Raw genomic sequence first — 19,227 nt, 5'->3', positions numbered from 1 at the left:
TCAGCGAGGCCATAGTGGGTAAAATCGTAGCAATTGCCAACCAGAAGGGTGGCGTAGGAAAAACAACAACTTGCATTAACTTAGCAGCATCAATGGCGGCAACAAAGCGCAAGATATTGGTTGTTGACCTCGATCCTCAAGGTAATGCCACGATGGCGAGCGGTGTTGACAAGTATCAGGTTGAAGCAACTGCTTACGATTTGCTAGTTGAAGACACCCCATTTGATGAGGTAGTTTGCCGAAGTACATCTGGCAATTATGACCTTATCGCCGCAAATGGTGATGTTACAGCGGCAGAAATCAAATTGATGGAAGTGTTTGCTCGTGAAGTTCGCCTAAAGAACGCGTTGGCATCCATTCGTAATAACTATGATTTCATCTTTATCGATTGCCCACCGTCATTAAATCTTCTTACAATTAATGCGATGGCTGCGGCCGATTCCGTATTGGTTCCTATGCAATGTGAATACTTTGCTCTGGAAGGTTTGACTGCGTTGATGGATACCATTAGCAAGCTCGCTGCGGTGGTCAATGAGAATCTGAAGATTGAAGGTCTTCTGCGTACTATGTACGACCCTCGTAACCGCTTATCGAACGAAGTATCTGATCAACTCAAAAAGCACTTCGGTAGCAAAGTCTATCGAACTGTGATCCCTAGAAATGTGCGTCTGGCAGAAGCGCCGAGTCATGGCAAGCCAGCAATGTACTACGACAAATATTCTGCAGGAGCTAAGGCATATCTTGCTCTTGCTGGCGAAATGTTACGTCGTGAAGAAGTCCCAGTATAGGTCCAACCAAAGGAATTCGCTCAATGTCTAAGCGTGGTTTAGGAAAGGGGCTAGATGCATTGCTTGCAACTAGCTCATTAGCTCGTGAAAAGCAGCAAGTTGCTTCTTATAGTCAGGCGTTGTCGGCTGATGGTGAGCTTATCGAATTGGCTGTTGGTTGCTTAAAGCCAGGTGTATATCAACCGCGTAAGGATATTGCGCCGGAAGCGCTAGAAGAGCTGGCAGCATCAATCCAATCTCAAGGTATTATTCAGCCAATCGTTGTACGCCCCTTAGCACACGACCAGTTTGAGATTATTGCTGGCGAACGTCGTTGGAGAGCTGCTCGTCAAGCTGGCCTTAAGCAAGTGCCATGTCTAATTAAGAGAGTCGAAGACAAGGCCGCGATTGCGATGGCGTTGATCGAGAACATTCAGCGTGAAGACTTGAATGCTATAGAAGAAGCACAAGCGTTAGAGCGCTTGCAGAACGAATTTGAGCTGACACATCAACAAGTTGCTGAAGTGATCGGTAAATCGAGAGCAACGGTTAGTAACTTATTACGTCTAAATCAGCTCGAAAATGAAGTAAAAGGTTTAGTTTCCAACAAACACCTGGAAATGGGGCATGCTAGAGCATTGCTTGCGCTCGAAGGCGATACCCAGGTTGAGGCAGCAAACACTGCGGCAACCAAAAAAATGACCGTGCGTCAAACTGAGCAGCTTGTTAAAAAGTGCTTAAAGCCAGACGTTGAATCAGAATCGAAGCAAGAAGACACTGAAGCTATCGAACTTTCACGAAGACTCACGGAAAAATTGCAAGCAAACGTTTCAGTTACTCGTTCTGTTAGTGGGAAGTCAAAAGTGACAATTACTCTTGATGAGCCTCACAAATTAGATCAACTTATTGCTAAATTAGAGTACTAAGTGAGATAATTGATTTAGGTCAATTATGTAATGAACAAGTGATTTCGTACAAAAGTTGTCGGTTTGTATACAAAAATGTAAATGATTGCTGCATTCTTATTGCAATCAATTTGGCTGAACGTATAATTTTCGCCAATTTATCAGCACGCTTTTAAGCGAGTATCAAAGTAGGCTTAAAAGAGGAACGAATACATGGTAGCGGCGTTAGCAAGACCAGGACGAGTGCTTGCAAAGCAAATGTTATTGATCGAGCTTAGCGCGGTTATATTAGTGGCGATAGGGTTAGGTTTAGCTGTTAATCCTGATTGGGGTTTTGCTGCATTAATCGGTGGCGGTATTTTTGTCATCGCGAATGTAGTTTTTTGTGTGTGTGCTTTTCTATTTTGTGGAGCTCGCGCAACTAAGTTAGTTGCGGCGTCGTTCTATGCAGGTGAAGCGCTCAAAATCTTAATCACAGTTCTACTATTCTCTATCGTCTACATGTATATGCAGGTGGAATTAATTCCCCTCAAACTGACCTATTTACTGGTTCTAGGTATTAATATCTTTGCGCCAGTGCTTTTCATTAACAATAAAAAATAGGATGAGTTATGGCTGCGCCAACAGCATCCGGATACATTGAACACCATTTACAAAACCTTTCTTTAGCTAAGTTTGGTCTTGTAGAGGAGACAAGTTTCTGGAACGTACATATAGACAGTCTGTTTTTTTCGGTGTTGACAGGGATGTTATTCCTTTGGGTTTTTCGCTCAGTCGCTAAGAAAGCAACAGTAGGTGTACCTGGTAAGCTTCAGTGTTTTGTTGAAATGGTAGTGGAATTCGTTGGTGACAACGTTAAAGAAACTTTCCATGGCCGCAACCCTCTGATTGCCCCACTAGCACTGACTATATTCTGCTGGATTATCATTATGAACTTGATGGACTTAGTGCCTATCGATTTCTTACCATATCCTGCAGAGCATTGGCTAGGTATCCCTTACTTGAAAGTGGTTCCTACAGCTGATGTTAATATAACAATGGCAATGGCTTTAGGTGTTTTTGCTCTGATGATCTACTACAGCATCAAAGTGAAAGGTCTAGGCGGATTTGCTAAAGAATTGGCACTGCATCCATTTAATCACCCAATCATGATTCCATTTAACTTGGTACTTGAGGTAATTTCGTTATTAGCGAAGCCACTATCTCTAGGTATGCGTTTATTTGGTAATATGTTTGCGGGTGAGGTGGTGTTTATTCTTATCGCGGCAATGCTACCGTGGTACTTACAATGGGTAGGTGCACTACCTTGGGCTATCTTCCATATCTTGGTTATTTTGATTCAAGCGTTTGTTTTCATGATGTTGACAATCGTTTACTTATCAATGGCTCATGAAGATAGTGATCACTAAAAAATTTTTAAGCTTTATTCTAACTATTAATGTTAATCGGAGAACGTAAATGGAAACTGTACTAAGTTTTTCAGCAATCGCTGTTGCTATCATTGTTGGTCTTTGTGCCGTAGGTACTGCAATTGGTTTTGCTATTCTTGGTGGTAAATTCCTAGAAGGCGCTGCGCGTCAACCTGAAATGGCTCCAATGCTACAAGTTAAGATGTTCATCATCGCTGGTCTATTGGATGCTGTTCCAATGATCGGTATCGTAATCGCACTACTATTCACGTTTGCTAACCCATTTGTTGGTCAACTAGCAGGCTAATTAACTTCTAAATAGTTAATTAAATTTTTGTAGTTGATTCTTAACGAGGGGTAGCTGTTGTGAATATGAACGCAACTCTGCTAGGTCAAGCAATTGCTTTTTCACTGTTTGTTTGGTTCTGCATGAAATATGTATGGCCACCAATCATGCAAGCAATTGAAGAACGTCAGAAAAAAATTGCTGACGGTCTGGTAGCCGCTGAACGCGCTGCTAAAGACTTGAACCTGGCACAAGCCAACGCTTCTGAGCAAATGAAAGAAGCAAAGCGCACTGCAACTGAGGTTATTGATCAGGCAAACAAACGTAAAGCTCAAATTATTGATGAAGCACGCGAAGAGGCTCAGGCAGAACGCCAGAAGATCTTAGCGCAAGCTGAAGCAGAAATTGAAGCAGAGCGTACACGTGCCCGTGATGACCTGCGCAAACAAGTCGCAACTCTGGCTATAGCTGGTGCTGAGAAAATCCTTGAACGTACAATCGATAAAGATGTACACGATGATCTTCTTAACAACATTACTGCAAAACTTTAAAGCAAGGGGCTGTATATGTCTGATTTGACTACAATCGCACGCCCCTATGCTAAAGCAGCGTTTGACTTTGCGGTAGATAAAGGTGAGCTAGACCAATGGGGTCAAATGCTTACTTTTGCTGCCGAAGTGGCACAAAATGATGATGTTCACAATTTATTAAGCGGTTCTATGACTGCTGAAAAATTAGCTGAAGTATTCATTGTAATTTGTGGCGAACAATTTGATGAATTCGGTCAGAACTTAATTAAAGTGATGGCAGAGAATGGCCGCTTAATGGCTTTTCCTGATGTTTGTAAAGAGTTCTTTATACTCAAAAAAGAGTATGAGAAAGAGATCGACGTTGAAGTAACTTCAGCGGTAGAACTTTCTGAAGAGCAACGTGCAGAGATTAGCAGCAAATTGGAACAGCGCTTAGCGCGCAAAGTTCAGCTGAATTGCAGTATAGATGAGACTCTACTTAGTGGAGTTATTATTCGAGCCGGAGACCTAGTCATCGATAACTCAGCGCGCAGTCGTTTAGACCGCCTGAGCGATGCATTGCAGTCTTAATGGGGATTGGAGCATGCAACTTAATTCCACTGAAATTAGCGATCTAATTAAACAACGTATTGAATCTTTCGACGTTGTTAGTGAAGCTCGCAATGAAGGTACTATCGTTTCTGTAAGCGATGGCATCCTTAGCATCCACGGCCTAGCGGACGTGATGCAAGGTGAAATGATCGAACTACCGGGTGGCCGTTACGCGCTAGCACTAAACTTGAACCGTGATTCGGTTGGTGCTGTTGTAATGGGCCCGTATGCTGACCTACAGGAAGGCATGAAAGTTACAGGTACTGGTCGTATTCTAGAAGTACCAGTAGGTCCTGAAATGCTTGGTCGTGTTGTAAACACACTAGGTGAGCCAATTGATGGTAAAGGTCCAATCGAAGCTAAATTGACTTCGCCTGTAGAAATTATCGCACCAGGTGTAATCGACCGTAAATCGGTAGATCAACCTGTTCAAACTGGTTACAAGTCTGTTGACTCAATGATCCCTATCGGTCGTGGTCAACGTGAACTAGTAATCGGTGACCGTCAGACTGGTAAAACAGCAATGGCGATCGATGCGATTATTAACCAAAAAGATTCTGGTATTTTCTCTATCTATGTAGCTATCGGCCAAAAAGCGTCGACTATTGCTAACGTAGTTCGCAAACTAGAAGAGCACGGCGCACTAGCAAACACTGTTGTTGTTGTTGCATCGGCTTCTGAATCTGCAGCGCTGCAATACCTTGCACCGTATGCTGGTTGTGCGATGGGCGAATACTTCCGTGATCGCGGTGAAGATGCACTGATTGTTTATGATGATCTATCTAAGCAAGCTGTCGCTTACCGTCAAATCTCGCTACTACTTAAGCGTCCACCAGGTCGTGAAGCGTTCCCAGGTGATGTTTTCTACCTTCACTCTCGTCTACTAGAGCGTGCAGCTCGTGTAAGCGAAGCATACGTAGAAAAATTCACTAACGGCGAAGTGACAGGCAAGACTGGTTCTTTAACAGCTCTTCCTATCATCGAAACGCAAGCTGGTGACGTATCTGCATTCGTACCAACGAACGTAATCTCGATTACTGATGGTCAGATCTTCCTACAAACTGAGCTATTCAACGCGGGCGTACGTCCAGCTGTTGACCCAGGTATCTCAGTTTCTCGTGTAGGTGGTTCGGCGCAGACTAAAATCATCAAGAAGCTATCTGGCGGTATCCGTACTGCTCTAGCTCAATACCGTGAACTTGCAGCATTTGCTCAGTTCTCTTCGGATCTTGATGAAGCGACTAAGAAGCAGCTAGACCACGGTCAAAAAGTTACAGAACTGATGAAGCAGAAGCAATACGCTCCTATGTCTGTATTTGACCAAGCTCTAGTAATCTTCGCTGCAGAGCGTGGATACCTTCAAGACGTTGAACTTTCTAAAGTTCTAGACTTTGAAGCTGCTTTACTGTCGTTTGCTCGTGGTCAATACGCTGATCTAGTAACACAGATCGACGCAACGGGTGCTTTCAACAAAGAAATCGAAGCTGAGCTGAAGAAGCTTGTTGACGATTTCAAGGCAACCCAGACCTGGTAATTGGTAGGTGGTCTTAGGGCCACCTCATACCATTAACGGAGAGTAACGATGGCCGGCGCAAAAGAGATACGTAATAAAATCGGTAGTGTTAAAAGCACACAGAAGATTACGAAAGCAATGGAAATGGTAGCAGCTTCAAAAATGCGTCGTTCTCAAGACGCAATGGAAGCTACTCGTCCATATGCAGAAACAATGCGTAAAGTGATCGGTCATTTGGCTAATGGTAGCCTCGAGTATAAGCATCCTTATCTTGAGGAACGTGAAGCCAAACGTGTTGGTTACATCATCGTTTCTACAGACCGTGGTCTTTGTGGTGGTTTGAACATTAACTTGTTCAAGAAAGCCATGAACGACATGAAAGATTGGTCTGAGAAAGGTGCTGATGTTGAGCTTGCAATTGTAGGCTCTAAAGCAACAGCATTTTTCAACAACAGCGGCGCGAAAGTAGCAGCTCAAGTTTCTGGTCTGGGCGATCGTCCAAGCCTTGAAGACTTGATTGGCTCTGTGAGCGTTATGCTGAAGAAATATGATGAAGGCGAACTAGATCGCCTGTTCGTAGTGTTCAACAAGTTTGAAAACACTATGGTTCAAGAACCAACGATCGATCAATTACTTCCTTTGCCTAAATCAGACAGCGAAGAAATGAAACGCAGTCATTCTTGGGACTACATTTATGAGCCCGAGCCAAAGCCACTACTAGATGCACTATTGGTTCGCTATGTCGAATCTCAAGTGTACCAAGGTGTGGTCGAGAACCTTGCTTGTGAGCAAGCGGCTCGAATGATTGCAATGAAATCAGCAACAGATAATGCTGGTGACATTATTGATGACTTAGAACTTGTGTATAACAAAGCCCGTCAATCGGCGATTACACAAGAACTTTCTGAGATCGTTTCAGGCGCAGCTGCGGTTTAAGCTTAGGTAAAACTAAATAGTTAGAGGATTAACGATGGCTACAGGTAAGATCGTACAGATCATCGGTGCGGTAGTCGACGTAGAGTTCCCACAGGGCGAAGTACCTCGTGTATACGATGCTCTGAATGTTAATGAAGTGAAAGAGCGTCTAGTTCTTGAAGTTCAGCAACAACTTGGCGGTGGCGTAGTTCGCGCAATCGTAATGGGTAGCTCTGATGGTTTACGTCGTGGTTTGACAGTTGAAAATACTGGCGCTCCAATCTCAGTACCAGTAGGTACTAAGACATTGGGTCGTATCATGAATGTCCTAGGTGACGCGATTGATGAGTGTGGCGAGATTGGTGCTGAAGAGCATTACGCCATTCACCGTGAAGCTCCAAGCTACGAAGAGCAGTCTAACGAGACAGCTCTTCTAGAAACTGGTGTTAAAGTAATCGACTTGATTTGTCCATTCGCTAAGGGTGGTAAAATCGGTCTATTCGGTGGTGCTGGTGTAGGTAAGACCGTTAACATGATGGAACTTATCAACAACATCGCACTTCAACACTCAGGCCTATCTGTATTTGCAGGTGTAGGTGAGCGTACTCGTGAAGGTAACGATTTCTACTTTGAGATGCAGGAAGCAGGTGTTGTAAACATCGAAAAACCTGAAGAATCAAAAGTAGCGATGGTTTACGGCCAGATGAACGAGCCACCAGGTAACCGTCTACGTGTTGCACTGACTGGTCTAACAATGGCAGAGCGTTTCCGTGACGAAGGTCGTGACGTTCTACTGTTCGTTGATAACATCTACCGTTACACACTAGCAGGTACTGAAGTATCAGCACTTCTAGGTCGTATGCCTTCTGCGGTAGGTTACCAACCTACACTAGCTGAAGAAATGGGTGTTCTACAAGAGCGTATCACGTCAACTAAAGCTGGTTCTATCACGTCTGTACAGGCGGTATACGTACCTGCGGATGACTTGACTGACCCGTCTCCAGCAACAACGTTCGCTCACTTGGATGCAACGGTTGTACTTAACCGTAACATCGCATCTATGGGTCTATACCCAGCGATCGACCCGCTAGATTCTACTTCACGTCAACTGGATCCATTGGTAGTTGGACAAGAACACTACGACATCGCTCGTGGCGTTCAGTCTACTCTTCAGCGCTATAAAGAGCTGAAAGATATCATTGCTATCCTAGGTATGGACGAGCTATCTGAAGAAGATAAGCAAGTTGTATCTCGTGCTCGTAAGATTGAGAAGTTCCTAACTCAGCCTTACCACGTAGCGGAAGTATTTACAGGTGACCCAGGCGTTTACGTACCTCTTAAAGAGACTCTACGTGGCTTCCAAGGTCTTCTATCTGGTGAATACGATGACATTCCAGAGCAAGCGTTCATGTACTGTGGTGCAATTGACGAAGCTATCGAGAATGCTAAGAAGCTATAAGGCTAACTAGGAGGCGATATGGCAGCAATAACCTTTCACCTAGACGTTGTAAGTGCCGAGAAACAAATTTTCTCTGGTCTTGTTGAGACGTTTCAGGTGACCGGTAGTGAGGGTGAGCTTGGTATTTTCCATGGTCACACTCCACTGCTGACCGCTATCAAGCCTGGTATGGTGCGTATTGTTAAGCAGCACGGCCACGAAGAAATTATTTATGTTTCTGGTGGTATGGTAGAAGTTCAGCCTGGTACAGCGACTGTACTGGCTGATACAGCTATCCGTGGTGAAGAGCTAGACGCAGCAAAGGCGGAAGAAGCTAAACGCAAGGCTGTGGAGAATATCCAAAATCAGCATGGCGACATAGACTTCGCACAAGCGGCCGGTGAACTGGCTAAAGCCATTGCTCAGTTACGAGTTATCGAACTGACAAAGCAGCGTCGTTAATCTTTTTAAGATTATAGACTCTGAGATAAAGGCGACCTAAGGGTCGCCTTTTTGCATTTTTAGGTTCTGAAAAATGCATCTTTTACACATCACTACTGGTTAAATGGTTATTGTGATTTAATTTTTTGGCCAAAAACGGTTACAATATCGGCTTAATAAAAATACTGTTGGATAGGTTTACAATGAAGTTTAGCGCAGTGATTCTCGCGGCGGGCAAAGGCACTCGCATGTATTCAAACACACCAAAGGTTCTACACACGCTTGCGGGTAAGCCAATGGTGAAGCATGTTATCGATACATGTAATGGTTTAGGCGCTCAAAATATCAACCTGGTTTACGGCCACGGCGGTGATCAGATGAAGGCTACTCTAGCTGAAGAATCTGTAAATTGGGCACTGCAAGCTGAGCAGCTAGGTACTGGTCACGCTGTAGATCAAGCATCTGCACATTTCGCTGATGATGAAAAAGTATTGGTGCTATACGGTGATGTTCCACTAATCTCTCCTGAAACCATTGAAAACCTATTAGACGCTCAACCAAACGGTGGTATCGCACTACTAACGGTCGTGTTAGACAACCCGATGGGCTACGGTCGTATCATTCGTCGCAATGGCCCGGTTGTCGCTATCGTTGAGCAAAAAGATGCAACCGATGAGCAGAAGCTTATCAAAGAGATTAATACTGGCGTTATGGTGGCTACTGGTGGCGATCTGAAACGTTGGTTGTCTGGCTTAAGCAACGATAACGCACAGGGTGAATATTACCTGACAGACGTTATTGCAGCTGCTCACGATGAAGGTCGTGCGGTTGAGGCTGTACATCCAGTAAGCCCAATTGAAGTTGAAGGCGTGAACGACCGCTCTCAACTGGCTCGTCTAGAGCGCGCTTACCAAGCTGAACAAGCAGACAAGTTATTAAAGCAAGGCGTGATGTTACGTGACCCAAGCCGCTTTGATCTACGTGGTGAATTGCAGTGTGGTATGGATGTTGAGATTGATACTAACGTTATCATCGAAGGCAGTGTAAGCATTGGCGATAATGTGGTTATCGGCACTGGTTGTGTATTGAAAGACTGTGAGATTGATGACAACACTATCGTTCGCCCATACAGCGTAATCGAAGGTGCGACAATTGGTGAAGACTGTACGGTTGGTCCATTCACTCGCTTACGTCCTGGAGCTGACATGCGTAACAATTCGCATGTAGGTAACTTTGTTGAAGTGAAGAACACTCGTCTTGGTGAGGGTTCTAAAGCTAATCACCTTACTTACCTAGGTGATGCTGAGATCGGTCAACGTGTAAATGTGGGTGCGGGTGCTATCACTTGTAACTACGATGGCGCGAACAAGTTTAAGACCATCATTGGCGATGACGTATTTGTTGGCTCAGACAGCCAATTAATCGCACCTGTTACTATTGGCAACGGCGCAACTGTCGGTGCGGGCTCAACGGTGACTCGTGATGTTGCAGAGAGCGAGCTTGTTATTAGTCGTGCGAAAGAACGTAAAATTGCCAACTGGCAGCGTCCGACTAAGAAAAAGTAGCCTCAACTATAAAGCAGATGACTGCGATAGAGCTAATAGCACTTCTACTGGTTTTTCTTAGATATCTAGATATAAAAAAAGAGCGATTAATCTCGCTCTTTTTTGTTTTCTTTAACTTAGAAACTAGTCTTGTTTCTCGTCAGCGACCACTCGAGAGTTGTCTGGTGTCGCGAAGTGTTCAGAAAGCTCTTTGTTCGAAACAATATAACCAACCCACAACGCACCCAAACAGATCACAACTGCAATACCCGTCGCGCTTAGTGCTTGGCTAGCCATTGCTGCGACCAATGCACTTGATAGGCCACTGATGCTGATTTGCAGGCTGTTTTGTAGGCCAGCAGCTGTTGCTGGGCTTTGTTTAGCGCTTGATAGGGCACGGTTTACTACGATTGGGTAAAGTGCGCCGTTTGCGACAGCAATCAAACAGAAAGGCGCAAGCAGAGGCCAGATTGACGTCAGCTCCCACTGTGATGCAATGAAGATAAGCATTGCTGCAACGCTGAACAAACCGATAAGATTTCTTAGTACAACGCCATCGCCATATTTCTTCACCGCTTGCTTACCGAAATAACCACCCGCCATGAACGCGATTGTCTGTGGGATAAAGCTCAAACCGATGTCTTTTGCTTCATAACCTAGCTGAGCCATTATCTCTGGCATACCCGTTAGGTAAGCGAAGAACGCTGCAGATGCCGAAGCAAACATTAAAACATTACCCATGTAAGGTTTTGATTTTATCAACATCTTGATGTCTGTCTTAATCGATGTCTGTTTTACTTCAGGCGCTTCTTTTGGTTGAGCCATTGTTGTTGCAATTAGTAGTGCGCCCATCAAAGTCAATGTAATGAAGATACTGTGCCAGCCAAAGCTGTCTGCTAGCAACACACCCAGTTGAGGTGCTAGTGCTGGAGATAGCGCTACTAGAGGCATGATAGTAGCAAAAATTTGCTGGCTACTGCTCTGAGAGTAACGCTTGATAACCATGGCTTGCCAAATTACCGCAGGCGCACATACACCGATCGCTTGAATGAAGCGCAGTGTCAGTAGATGCCATACTTCGGTACTGAATGCTAAGCCAAATGAAGCGGCGGTGAATATTACTAGACCAACCGCCAACGTATTGCGGTGACCATACTTGTCACTCGCCAGACCCCAAAGAAGCTGACCCATTGCCATACCACCAAGGAATACAGTTAGAGAAAGAGCAATTTGCTCTGGGCCGGTTGCGAAATCAACTTCCATTGCCTTAAATGCAGGAAGGTACATATCAGTCGCAATAAAGCCAAGCATTGAAAGAACTGCAAGGTAGACTAATTGAAATTTAGAAATATTCATAAGATGCCATTAAACTAAAGGTAATGATGTTTTTATCATCAAAAAAATTGTTTGATATACAGAAGTTAGAGCCCCTGTTTATTTATGCTGACATTCTATTTTTCAGACCTGATAAAATAAAACGCTAAAATATGTGGTTATCAATCAAAAAATTTGAAGGCTTATGTTCTCTAAATCCTCTTTAGAAATGCTCGACACTGTGGCGCGCTTGGGTAGTTTTACCGCAGCTGCTGAACAGTTGCACAAAGTGCCCTCAGCGATCAGCTATGGGGTTAGGCAGGTAGAGCAAGAGCTTGATGTTCTACTTTTCAGACGCTTACCAAGAAAAGTAGAGCTGACACCTGCAGGAGAGCTGTTTATTGAAGAGGCTCGTCAACTGCTGAGACAGATGGAAGAACTCAGTGCCCAAACTCGCCGAGCAGCGCGTGGTTGGAAGAAAACCTTGCGCCTAACGCTTGATAACGTGGTTAAGCTCGACAAGATGAAGCCTATGATTGAAGAGTTTTATCAAACCTTTGAGTTCGCTGAGCTGCAGATTAACATGGAAGTGTTTAACGGCTCTTGGGAAGCCATTGCACAGGGCAGGGCGGATGTCGTGATTGGTGCAACCTCGGCGATTCCGGTTGGTGGTGACTTTGAAGTTAAGGATATGGGGCGGTTAGATTGGGCATTTGTGATGTCACCCAGTCACCCGTGTGTGCGAGAGCAAAACCTTAATGAAGCCTTTGTCAGTCAATACCCAGCAATATGTTTGGATGATACCTCTAGTGTACTGCCTAAGCGACACACAGGGCACTTTTCGAATCAAAGACGTCTATTGTTACCTAACTGGTACAGTGCGATAGAGTGTCTTAAAAATGGTGTTGGGGTGGGTTACATGCCAAGGCATATCGCCGCACCTATTATTGAGCAAGGTTTGCTGGTAGAAAAAATATTGCCCGAGCCAAGCCCGCAGAGTCATTGTTGTTTGGTGTGGCGAAAAGACGATAACCATAAATTGATCGAATGGATGGTCAAATATTTAGGATCAAGTGAGCAACTTCACCAAGATTGGTTGGATCATCGCAAGGCGATCTAATGATCTATTTACAAGAAGATCCTTTTCAAGCTTGAGCTGAATCAGCACCAATAAAAAGAGCGAGTAAATACTCGCTCTTTTTTGATTCGGTCGTTAACTCTTAAGACAAGAAGAACTTGTAGGAAGGGTTATCGGTTTCATCTTTGCATTGGTAGCCGAGTTCTTCTAAGTGCGTAGAGAACTGAGCCAAATCATCATCACCGAGTTCGAAGCCACACAGCACTCGACCGTAATCGGCACCATGGTTACGATAGTTGAACAGGCTGATATTCCAGTGAGTCCCTAAGGTATCAAGGAATTTAATCAATGCACCTGGGTATTCAGGAAACTCAAAGCTGTAAAGACGTTCTTTTAATGGCTTCGATGGTTTACCGCCAATCATGTAACGAATGTGCAGCTTTGCCATCTCGTCATCAGACAAGTCGACAACCGCGTAGTCACCCTCACGTAAGTCATTGATGATGTGTTCGAGTTCTTCTTGTCCACCTTGTAGACGTACACCAACGAAGATATTCGCCAGGCTTTCGTCGTTGTGGCGGTAGTTAAACTCAGTCACCGCTCGACCACCAATAATGTTACAGAACTCTAGGAACGCACCTTGTCGCTCTGGAATAGTCACCGCAAGCAGACCTTCTCGCTTCTCACCTAACTCACAACGCTCAGAGACATAACGCAGACCGTGGAAGTTGGTGTTAGCACCAGACAATACCGTCGCCAGTTGCTTATCTTGCAGTTTGTTTTGTTCAGCAAACTTCTTAAGACCTGCCAGAGCAAGTGCTCCTGAAGGTTCGGCAATTGCACGGGTGTCTTCAAAGATGTCCTTTACCGCAGAGCAGATTTCATCGCTAGAGACGGTAATATGACCATCAATGTACTGTTGGCAAAGACGGAAGGTTTCTTCACCAATGCGTTTAACCGCAACACCATCAGCAAACATGCTGACCTGATCCAGTACTACTGGTTCACCCGCATCCAGTGCTGCTTTCAAGCAAGCTGAGTCTTCAGGCTCTACCGCAATCACTTTAATCTCTGGCATCAGTTGTTTGATAAGCACTGCAACACCAGCGGCTAAGCCACCACCACCAACCGGCACAAAGATATAATCCATGTGACCGTTTTGCTGCAGCATCTCCATGCCCATAGTACCTTGCCCAGCAATCACCAGTGGGTGATCGAAAGGAGGTACAAAGGTGAAGCCATGTTCAGCCGATAGGCGTTCCGCTTCCGCTTTTGCTTCATCGAAATTACTGCCGTGCAGAACCACGTTACCACCAAATCCGCGTACCGCATCAACCTTGATATCCGGCGTCGTTTTTGGCATCACAATCGTGGTCTGAATACCAAGCTTAGAACCGGACAGCGCCATACCTTGAGCATGGTTACCTGCCGATGCAGCAATCACACCTGCGGCTTTCTGTTGTTCAGAAAGGCTTGATACCATGTTGTAGGCACCACGTAGCTTGAACGAGTGCACCGGCTGACGGTCTTCTCGTTTAAGCTGAACCTGATTACCAATGCGCGCGCTTAAACGTGGCATATCCTGCAGAGGTGTCACGATTGCCGCTTCGTAAACCGGCGCTCTCAGGATCTGACGCAGATAATCTGCGCCAGTTTGTTTTTGGGGGCTGGAGGTGTCATCACTCATAGTTAGCCCTCAAGTTTAGACTTATCACGTACAGCGCCTTTGTCGGCACTGGTCGCCATGCTTGCATAAGCTTTCAGTGCGAAAGACACTTCACGCTGACGGTTTTCTGGTTTCCAGCCTAGTGCATCTTGTTTAACGCGACGTGCTTCAAGCTCTGCTTCTGGCACATCAAGTGTGATTGAGCGGCTAGGGATGTCGATAGTGATGATATCGCCAGTGTTTACTAGACCTATCACACCGCCACTTGCAGCTTCTGGAGATGCGTGACCGATAGACAGGCCTGATGTACCACCAGAGAAACGTCCGTCAGTTAGAAGCGCACACGACTTTCCTAGCCCCATAGATTTTAGGTAAGTCGTTGGGTAGAGCATCTCTTGCATACCCGGACCACCTTTAGGACCTTCGTAACGAATAACAACCACTTCGCCGGCTTTTACTTTACCCGCTAAGATGCCGTCTACTGCCGTATCTTGGCTTTCGAATACGATAGCAGGGCCTTGGAATTTAAGGTTTTCTTCATCAACACCCGCGGTCTTAACGATACAACCATCAACCGCGATGTTACCTGAAAGTACCGCTAGGCCGCCTTCTTGGCTGAATGCGTTTTCTTTAGTGCGAATACAACCTTCTTTGCGATCGTCATCAAGGCGATCCCAACGGCAATCTTGTGAGAAAGCTTTAGTTGTACGGATGCCCGCAGGGCCAGCACGGAAGAACTTAAGCACGGCTTCGTCTTCTGTCTGCATGATGTCGTACTGAGCAAGTTGCTCTTGCATGCTTAGACCAAGCACAGTGCGAGTTTGGTTGTTCAATAGACCTGCACGGTCAAGTTCACCAAGGATAGCCATTACGCCACCAGCACGGTGAACGTCTTCCATGTGGTACTTCGGTGTTGAAGGTGCCACTTTACATAGGTGTGGTACACGGCGAGACATCGCATCGATATCATCCATATCGAAATCAATGTCGCCTTCTTGAGCGGCTGCTAAAAGGTGAAGAACGGTGTTACTAGAACCACCCATTGCGATATCAAGCGCCATCGCATTATCGAAAGCAGCGCGGTTTGCGATGTTGCGTGGCAGTGCTGACTCGTCGTCTTGCTCGTAGTAACGCTTGGTTAGATCAACGATGCGCTTACCGGCATTGATGAACAGTTCTTCGCGGTCTGCGTGCGTCGCCAGCATTGAACCGTTACCCGGCTGAGATAGGCCAAGTGCTTCTGTTAGACAGTTCATTGAGTTTGCTGTGAACATACCTGAACATGAACCACAGGTTGGACATGCAGAACGTTCTACTTGCTCACTTTGCTCGTCTGAAATCGTTGGATCGGCGCCTTGAATCATCGCATCAACAAGGTCGAGCTTGATGATTTGATCTGAAAGCTTGGTTTTACCTGCTTCCATTGGACCGCCTGATACAAAGATCACTGGGATGTTAAGGCGCATTGCTGCCATCATCATTCCCGGAGTGATTTTGTCACAGTTAGAGATACACACCATCGCATCTGCACAGTGTGCATTGACCATGTACTCTACCGAGTCTGCGATAAGCTCACGTGATGGCAGTGAGTACAGCATACCGCCGTGGCCCATTGCGATACCATCATCGACTGCGATGGTGTTGAATTCTTTAGCGATACCGCCGGCTTTCTCGATTTCACCCGCAACCAGTTGACCCATGTCTTTAAGGTGAACGTGGCCTGGTACAAATTGAGTGAACGAGTTTACAACCGCGATGATCGGCTTACCGAAGTCATCATCTTTAACGCCAGTTGCACGCCATAAAGCGCGCGCACCAGCCATGTTGCGTCCGTGGGTAGTCGTTGCTGAACGATAGATTGGCATTGCTTAAATCCTTATAAAATATTTGGCTGTTGCTTACTTAGTTGCTTACTTAGTTGTTTGCGTTTGGTTTGCTGAAGTTTGGTCTGCTGGGTAAACATAATCTAACCAGCCCCACTTATCTTCAGTCGTGCCATTGAATAAACCAAAGTAAGCCGCTTGAACTTTTTCAGTGATAGGACCGCGTTTGCCTTCACCTACTGTAATTTTGTCTACGCTGCGAACCGGAACGATTTCGGCAGCTGTGCCTGTCATGAATACTTCATCGGCAAGGTATAGTGCTTCACGAGCAATGTTCTCCTCACGGATCTCATAACCCATGTCTTTTGCTAGTGTCATGATCGAATCACGAGTGATACCCGGCAGAATTGCGCTGGTCGCTGGTGGCGTTGATAGTACGCCGTTACGTACCACAAAGATGTTCTCACCTGCACCCTCTGAAAGGTAACCATCAACACTCAGTGCGATGCCTTCATCGTAACCATGACGGCGAGCTTCACCACCAACCAGTAGTGAAGATAGGTAGTTACCACCGGCTTTTGCTGCGGTTGGGATAGTGTTTGGAGCGGCACGGTTCCAGCTAGAAATCATCGCATCAACGCCGTTTTCTAGCGCTTCTTCGCCTAGGTAAGAACCCCAAGGGAAAGCAGCGATGATCAGATCCATCTCTGTGTTTTCAGGCGGGCAAACACCTAAGCCAACGTTACCGACAAAGCCGAGAGGGCGGATGTACGCTGACTCTAGCTTATTTTGGCGTAGCGTTTCGCGAGTCGCATCCATAATTTCTTCCTCAGTGTAAGGAATAGGGAAGCGGTAGATTTTTGCTGAGTCTTTTAGGCGCTTAGCATGCTCTGGGTGACGGAAGATAACCGGACCCTTTGGTGTGTTGTAGCAACGAACACCTTCAAACACAGAAGTACCGTAGTGCATTGCGTGAGTCAGGACGTGAACGTTCGCCTCTGCCCAAGGAACCATCTCACCATTAAACCAAATATAGTCTGCTGTTTTAGCTGTCATGTTAGCGGTTCCTTATGCGTTTATCTTTTGTTGTAAGTTGTTGTTTGGCAATTCATTACGGCTGATCGAGATAACGTCAACGGTACGCACATCCCACAGTTTTTCGATTTGGTTTACCAAGAAAGAGATCGGACGCTCACTGTCGACAATGATCTCAACACTCGCCACTTTGCTTTCGTGGTTTTGAGTGCCAGCTACTTGCTTAACAATAAAGCCACGGTGGCGGATAACACGAAGAACACGCTCTAGTAGTACAGGCTTATCATCGGCTTTGATGTCTAATAGGTATCTTTTCATGTTATGTGTTCTCCAACATCTCACTGTTTGAAGCACCTGGCGGTACTAGTGGCCATACGTTCTCTTCTTCATCGATAAGAACATGAAGTAGGTAAGCGGTTTTGCTCTCTAGCATCTCTTTCAGTGCTGGTTCTACTTCTTCTTTACGCGTGATGGTTTTGCCCGGGATATCAAATGCTTTCGCTAGCATGACGAAATCCGGGTTGTCATCCAAGATGGTTTCACTGTGTCGGCCATCAAAGAACAGCGATTGCCATTGGCGAACCATGCCTAAGCGCGAGTTGTTAAGCAGCACCATTTTTACTGGGATTTGGCGACGCTTCAGCGTACCAAGCTCTTGAATGTTCATCATGAACGAGCCGTCACCTGAGATAAGTATAGATTGGTCATTAGGACGACCAACCGATGCACCCATGGCTGCAGGTAGGCCAAAGCCCATAGTGCCTAAGCCCGCTGAAGTGATGAAGTTTTGTGGATCGCGTGGCTGAATGTGTTGAGCTGCCCACATCTGATGTTGGCCAACATCGGTCGAAACCATAGAACTCGCAGGCATCATGTCTGACAGTTGTTTCAACAACAGAGGTGCGAAGATAAGGTCGCCAGGGTGGTCGTAACGCCATTTGAATGAGCTACGAAGGCCTTCGGAGTGATGAACCCAAGAAGAGATGTCTTGGCTTAGCTCCAGTTGAGGCATGATCTTGTTGATGTCACCACGAATTGGTGCATCGGCAAGACGTAGTTTACTGAACTCTGCCGCATCGATATCAATATGGATAACTTTAGCGTGCGGTGCAAAGGTGTCGAGCTTGCCGGTTACTCGGTCATCAAAACGAGCGCCAACAACAATCAACAGGTCACTTTCTTGAACCACTAGGTTAGCGGCTTTGGTGCCGTGCATACCCAGCATACCCAAGTAGTGTGGGTCGTCACGTTCAATGGTGCCTAAGCCTTTTAGTGTGCTTACTGCAGGCATTGGGTTTAGACGTAAAAACTCACGAACAGCATCGGTTGCTTTCGCCAGTTGAACGCCACCACCTACGTATAAAACAGGACGAGTCGCTTGAGACAAGAAGTACTGAGCTTGCTCAATAGCATCCGTTGTCACTACAGGAATTGCGGGGGGTGTAAATTCAGGAAGAATTTTTACAGGGGACTCTGCTAGTTGAACATCTTTAGCGATATCGACAATAACCGGACCGGGACGCCCTGCTTTTGCAACGATAAATGCTTCAGCCAATGTCGGCGCAAGATCTTCAATATCGGTAACAAGGTAGCTGTGTTTAGTACATGACAGAGACATACCAATCACATCCATTTCTTGGAATGCATCGGTACCAATGTGGGAACTAGCAACTTGACCAGTGATCGCTACGAGTGGGATGGAATCCATAAAAGCATCAGCAAGACCTGTGACTAGGTTAGTTGCACCCGGGCCTGAGGTTGCCATACAAACAGCGACGTCTTGCGTTGCTCGAGCCATACCGATAGCGGCCATTGCAGCGCCTTGCTCATGGCGACATAGGATATGTTCAACCCCGCCGTCATAGAGTGCATCGTAGATTGGCATGATGGCACCGCCAGGGTAACCAAATACGGTCTCAATGCCTTGTTGCTTGAGTGCGGATACGACCAGTTCTGCGCCTTTCATCGTAAT

General features: G+C 45.8%; 19 protein-coding genes. 13 read left to right on the top strand and 6 right to left on the bottom strand.

Features of this window, described 5'->3' with window-relative positions; all coding sequences use genetic code 11:
- Positions 1-14: 14 nt before the first annotated feature.
- From AB6D80_RS04830 to glmU, 12 genes are all read left to right on the top strand, one after another.
- On the top strand, positions 15-788 hold the full coding sequence (locus AB6D80_RS04830; RefSeq protein WP_009848126.1) for a ParA family protein: 774 nt from the start codon (positions 15-17) through the stop codon (positions 786-788).
- Between the two features lie 23 nt (positions 789-811).
- Positions 812-1,693: a ParB/RepB/Spo0J family partition protein gene (locus AB6D80_RS04825; protein ID WP_012605105.1), complete on the top strand. Its 882-nt coding sequence runs from the start codon at positions 812-814 to the stop codon at positions 1,691-1,693.
- A gap of 192 nt (positions 1,694-1,885) precedes the next feature.
- Positions 1,886-2,275, top strand: a complete 390-nt coding sequence (locus AB6D80_RS04820; protein WP_008221392.1) for a F0F1 ATP synthase subunit I — start codon at positions 1,886-1,888, stop codon at positions 2,273-2,275.
- 8 nt (positions 2,276-2,283) lie between these two features.
- Entirely contained in the window at positions 2,284-3,081 is a 798-nt protein-coding gene (gene atpB, locus AB6D80_RS04815; RefSeq protein WP_009848124.1) for a F0F1 ATP synthase subunit A, read from the top strand.
- Between the two features lie 49 nt (positions 3,082-3,130).
- A complete protein-coding gene (gene atpE, locus AB6D80_RS04810; RefSeq protein WP_004411110.1) occupies positions 3,131-3,388 on the top strand; it encodes a F0F1 ATP synthase subunit C in 258 nt (85 codons plus the stop codon).
- Between the two features lie 59 nt (positions 3,389-3,447).
- Positions 3,448-3,918: a F0F1 ATP synthase subunit B gene (gene atpF / locus AB6D80_RS04805; RefSeq protein WP_010433231.1), complete on the top strand. Its 471-nt coding sequence runs from the start codon at positions 3,448-3,450 to the stop codon at positions 3,916-3,918.
- A 15-nt stretch (positions 3,919-3,933) separates the two neighbouring features.
- On the top strand, positions 3,934-4,467 hold the full coding sequence (atpH, locus tag AB6D80_RS04800) for a F0F1 ATP synthase subunit delta (protein WP_009848122.1): 534 nt from the start codon (positions 3,934-3,936) through the stop codon (positions 4,465-4,467).
- Between the two features lie 13 nt (positions 4,468-4,480).
- Positions 4,481-6,022 (top strand): F0F1 ATP synthase subunit alpha, encoded by a 1,542-nt coding sequence (gene atpA, locus AB6D80_RS04795; RefSeq protein WP_009848121.1) that lies wholly within the window; start codon positions 4,481-4,483, stop codon positions 6,020-6,022.
- 48 nt (positions 6,023-6,070) lie between these two features.
- The gene (gene atpG, locus AB6D80_RS04790) at positions 6,071-6,937 is read left to right on the top strand and encodes a F0F1 ATP synthase subunit gamma (protein ID WP_009848120.1); all 867 of its coding nucleotides are present in this window, start codon (positions 6,071-6,073) and stop codon (positions 6,935-6,937) included.
- 34 nt (positions 6,938-6,971) lie between these two features.
- Entirely contained in the window at positions 6,972-8,375 is a 1,404-nt protein-coding gene (gene atpD, locus AB6D80_RS04785) for a F0F1 ATP synthase subunit beta (RefSeq protein WP_009848119.1), read from the top strand.
- Positions 8,376-8,393: 18 nt separating this feature from the next.
- On the top strand, positions 8,394-8,816 hold the full coding sequence (locus AB6D80_RS04780; RefSeq protein WP_004735742.1) for a F0F1 ATP synthase subunit epsilon: 423 nt from the start codon (positions 8,394-8,396) through the stop codon (positions 8,814-8,816).
- 182 nt (positions 8,817-8,998) lie between these two features.
- Entirely contained in the window at positions 8,999-10,360 is a 1,362-nt protein-coding gene (gene glmU / locus AB6D80_RS04775) for a bifunctional UDP-N-acetylglucosamine diphosphorylase/glucosamine-1-phosphate N-acetyltransferase GlmU (protein WP_372187892.1), read from the top strand.
- Positions 10,361-10,483: 123 nt separating this feature from the next.
- On the opposite strand, the gene punC is transcribed toward glmU, so the two are convergent.
- On the bottom strand, positions 10,484-11,695 hold the full coding sequence (punC, locus tag AB6D80_RS04770; protein WP_009848117.1) for a purine nucleoside transporter PunC: 1,212 nt from the start codon (positions 11,693-11,695) through the stop codon (positions 10,484-10,486).
- Positions 11,696-11,858: 163 nt separating this feature from the next.
- Here punC and punR point away from each other — a divergent pair, with 163 nt between their 5' ends.
- On the top strand, positions 11,859-12,773 hold the full coding sequence (gene punR / locus AB6D80_RS04765; RefSeq protein WP_009848116.1) for a DNA-binding transcriptional activator PunR: 915 nt from the start codon (positions 11,859-11,861) through the stop codon (positions 12,771-12,773).
- A 100-nt stretch (positions 12,774-12,873) separates the two neighbouring features.
- On the opposite strand, the gene ilvA is transcribed toward punR, so the two are convergent.
- Genes ilvA through ilvG form a run of 5 tightly spaced genes read right to left on the bottom strand, consistent with a single transcriptional unit; the run spans position 12,874 to position 19,221 of the window.
- Positions 12,874-14,418: a threonine ammonia-lyase, biosynthetic gene (gene ilvA, locus AB6D80_RS04760; protein ID WP_102558252.1), complete on the bottom strand. Its 1,545-nt coding sequence runs from the start codon at positions 14,416-14,418 to the stop codon at positions 12,874-12,876.
- A gap of 2 nt (positions 14,419-14,420) precedes the next feature.
- Positions 14,421-16,262 (bottom strand): dihydroxy-acid dehydratase, encoded by a 1,842-nt coding sequence (gene ilvD / locus AB6D80_RS04755; RefSeq protein ID WP_009848114.1) that lies wholly within the window; start codon positions 16,260-16,262, stop codon positions 14,421-14,423.
- A 45-nt stretch (positions 16,263-16,307) separates the two neighbouring features.
- Positions 16,308-17,276 (bottom strand): branched-chain amino acid transaminase, encoded by a 969-nt coding sequence (locus AB6D80_RS04750; RefSeq protein WP_017103133.1) that lies wholly within the window; start codon positions 17,274-17,276, stop codon positions 16,308-16,310.
- Positions 17,277-17,288: 12 nt separating this feature from the next.
- Positions 17,289-17,573 carry an acetolactate synthase 2 small subunit gene (gene ilvM, locus AB6D80_RS04745; protein ID WP_009848112.1) on the bottom strand — a complete coding sequence of 95 codons (285 nt, stop codon included), beginning with the start codon at positions 17,571-17,573 and terminating at the stop codon, positions 17,289-17,291.
- A gap of 1 nt (position 17,574) precedes the next feature.
- Positions 17,575-19,221, bottom strand: coding sequence for an acetolactate synthase 2 catalytic subunit (ilvG, locus tag AB6D80_RS04740; RefSeq protein WP_017096608.1), 1,647 nt, complete (start codon positions 19,219-19,221; stop codon positions 17,575-17,577).
- Positions 19,222-19,227: the final 6 nt, after the last annotated feature.

The sequence above is a fragment of the Vibrio sp. 10N.247.310.17 genome (genome assembly GCF_041466605.1).
Classification (GTDB): domain Bacteria; phylum Pseudomonadota; class Gammaproteobacteria; order Enterobacterales; family Vibrionaceae; genus Vibrio; species Vibrio tasmaniensis_A.
Note: the sequence above shows the minus strand (reverse complement) of the source record. Positions and strands in the feature narration are given on the sequence as shown.

Coding starts and splice junctions, on each gene's coding strand:
- AB6D80_RS04825 (WP_012605105.1), top strand. CDS start 812: ATGTCTAAGCGTGGTTTAGGAAAGGGGCTAGATGCATTGCTTGCAACT.
- AB6D80_RS04820 (WP_008221392.1), top strand. CDS start 1,886: ATGGTAGCGGCGTTAGCAAGACCAGGACGAGTGCTTGCAAAGCAAATG.
- atpB (WP_009848124.1), top strand. CDS start 2,284: ATGGCTGCGCCAACAGCATCCGGATACATTGAACACCATTTACAAAAC.
- atpE (WP_004411110.1), top strand. CDS start 3,131: ATGGAAACTGTACTAAGTTTTTCAGCAATCGCTGTTGCTATCATTGTT.
- atpH (WP_009848122.1), top strand. CDS start 3,934: ATGTCTGATTTGACTACAATCGCACGCCCCTATGCTAAAGCAGCGTTT.
- atpA (WP_009848121.1), top strand. CDS start 4,481: ATGCAACTTAATTCCACTGAAATTAGCGATCTAATTAAACAACGTATT.
- atpG (WP_009848120.1), top strand. CDS start 6,071: ATGGCCGGCGCAAAAGAGATACGTAATAAAATCGGTAGTGTTAAAAGC.
- atpD (WP_009848119.1), top strand. CDS start 6,972: ATGGCTACAGGTAAGATCGTACAGATCATCGGTGCGGTAGTCGACGTA.
- AB6D80_RS04780 (WP_004735742.1), top strand. CDS start 8,394: ATGGCAGCAATAACCTTTCACCTAGACGTTGTAAGTGCCGAGAAACAA.
- glmU (WP_372187892.1), top strand. CDS start 8,999: ATGAAGTTTAGCGCAGTGATTCTCGCGGCGGGCAAAGGCACTCGCATG.
- punC (WP_009848117.1), bottom strand. CDS start 11,695: ATGAATATTTCTAAATTTCAATTAGTCTACCTTGCAGTTCTTTCAATG.
- punR (WP_009848116.1), top strand. CDS start 11,859: ATGTTCTCTAAATCCTCTTTAGAAATGCTCGACACTGTGGCGCGCTTG.
- ilvA (WP_102558252.1), bottom strand. CDS start 14,418: ATGAGTGATGACACCTCCAGCCCCCAAAAACAAACTGGCGCAGATTAT.
- ilvD (WP_009848114.1), bottom strand. CDS start 16,262: ATGCCAATCTATCGTTCAGCAACGACTACCCACGGACGCAACATGGCT.
- AB6D80_RS04750 (WP_017103133.1), bottom strand. CDS start 17,276: ATGACAGCTAAAACAGCAGACTATATTTGGTTTAATGGTGAGATGGTT.
- ilvM (WP_009848112.1), bottom strand. CDS start 17,573: ATGAAAAGATACCTATTAGACATCAAAGCCGATGATAAGCCTGTACTA.
- ilvG (WP_017096608.1), bottom strand. CDS start 19,221: ATGAAAGGCGCAGAACTGGTCGTATCCGCACTCAAGCAACAAGGCATT.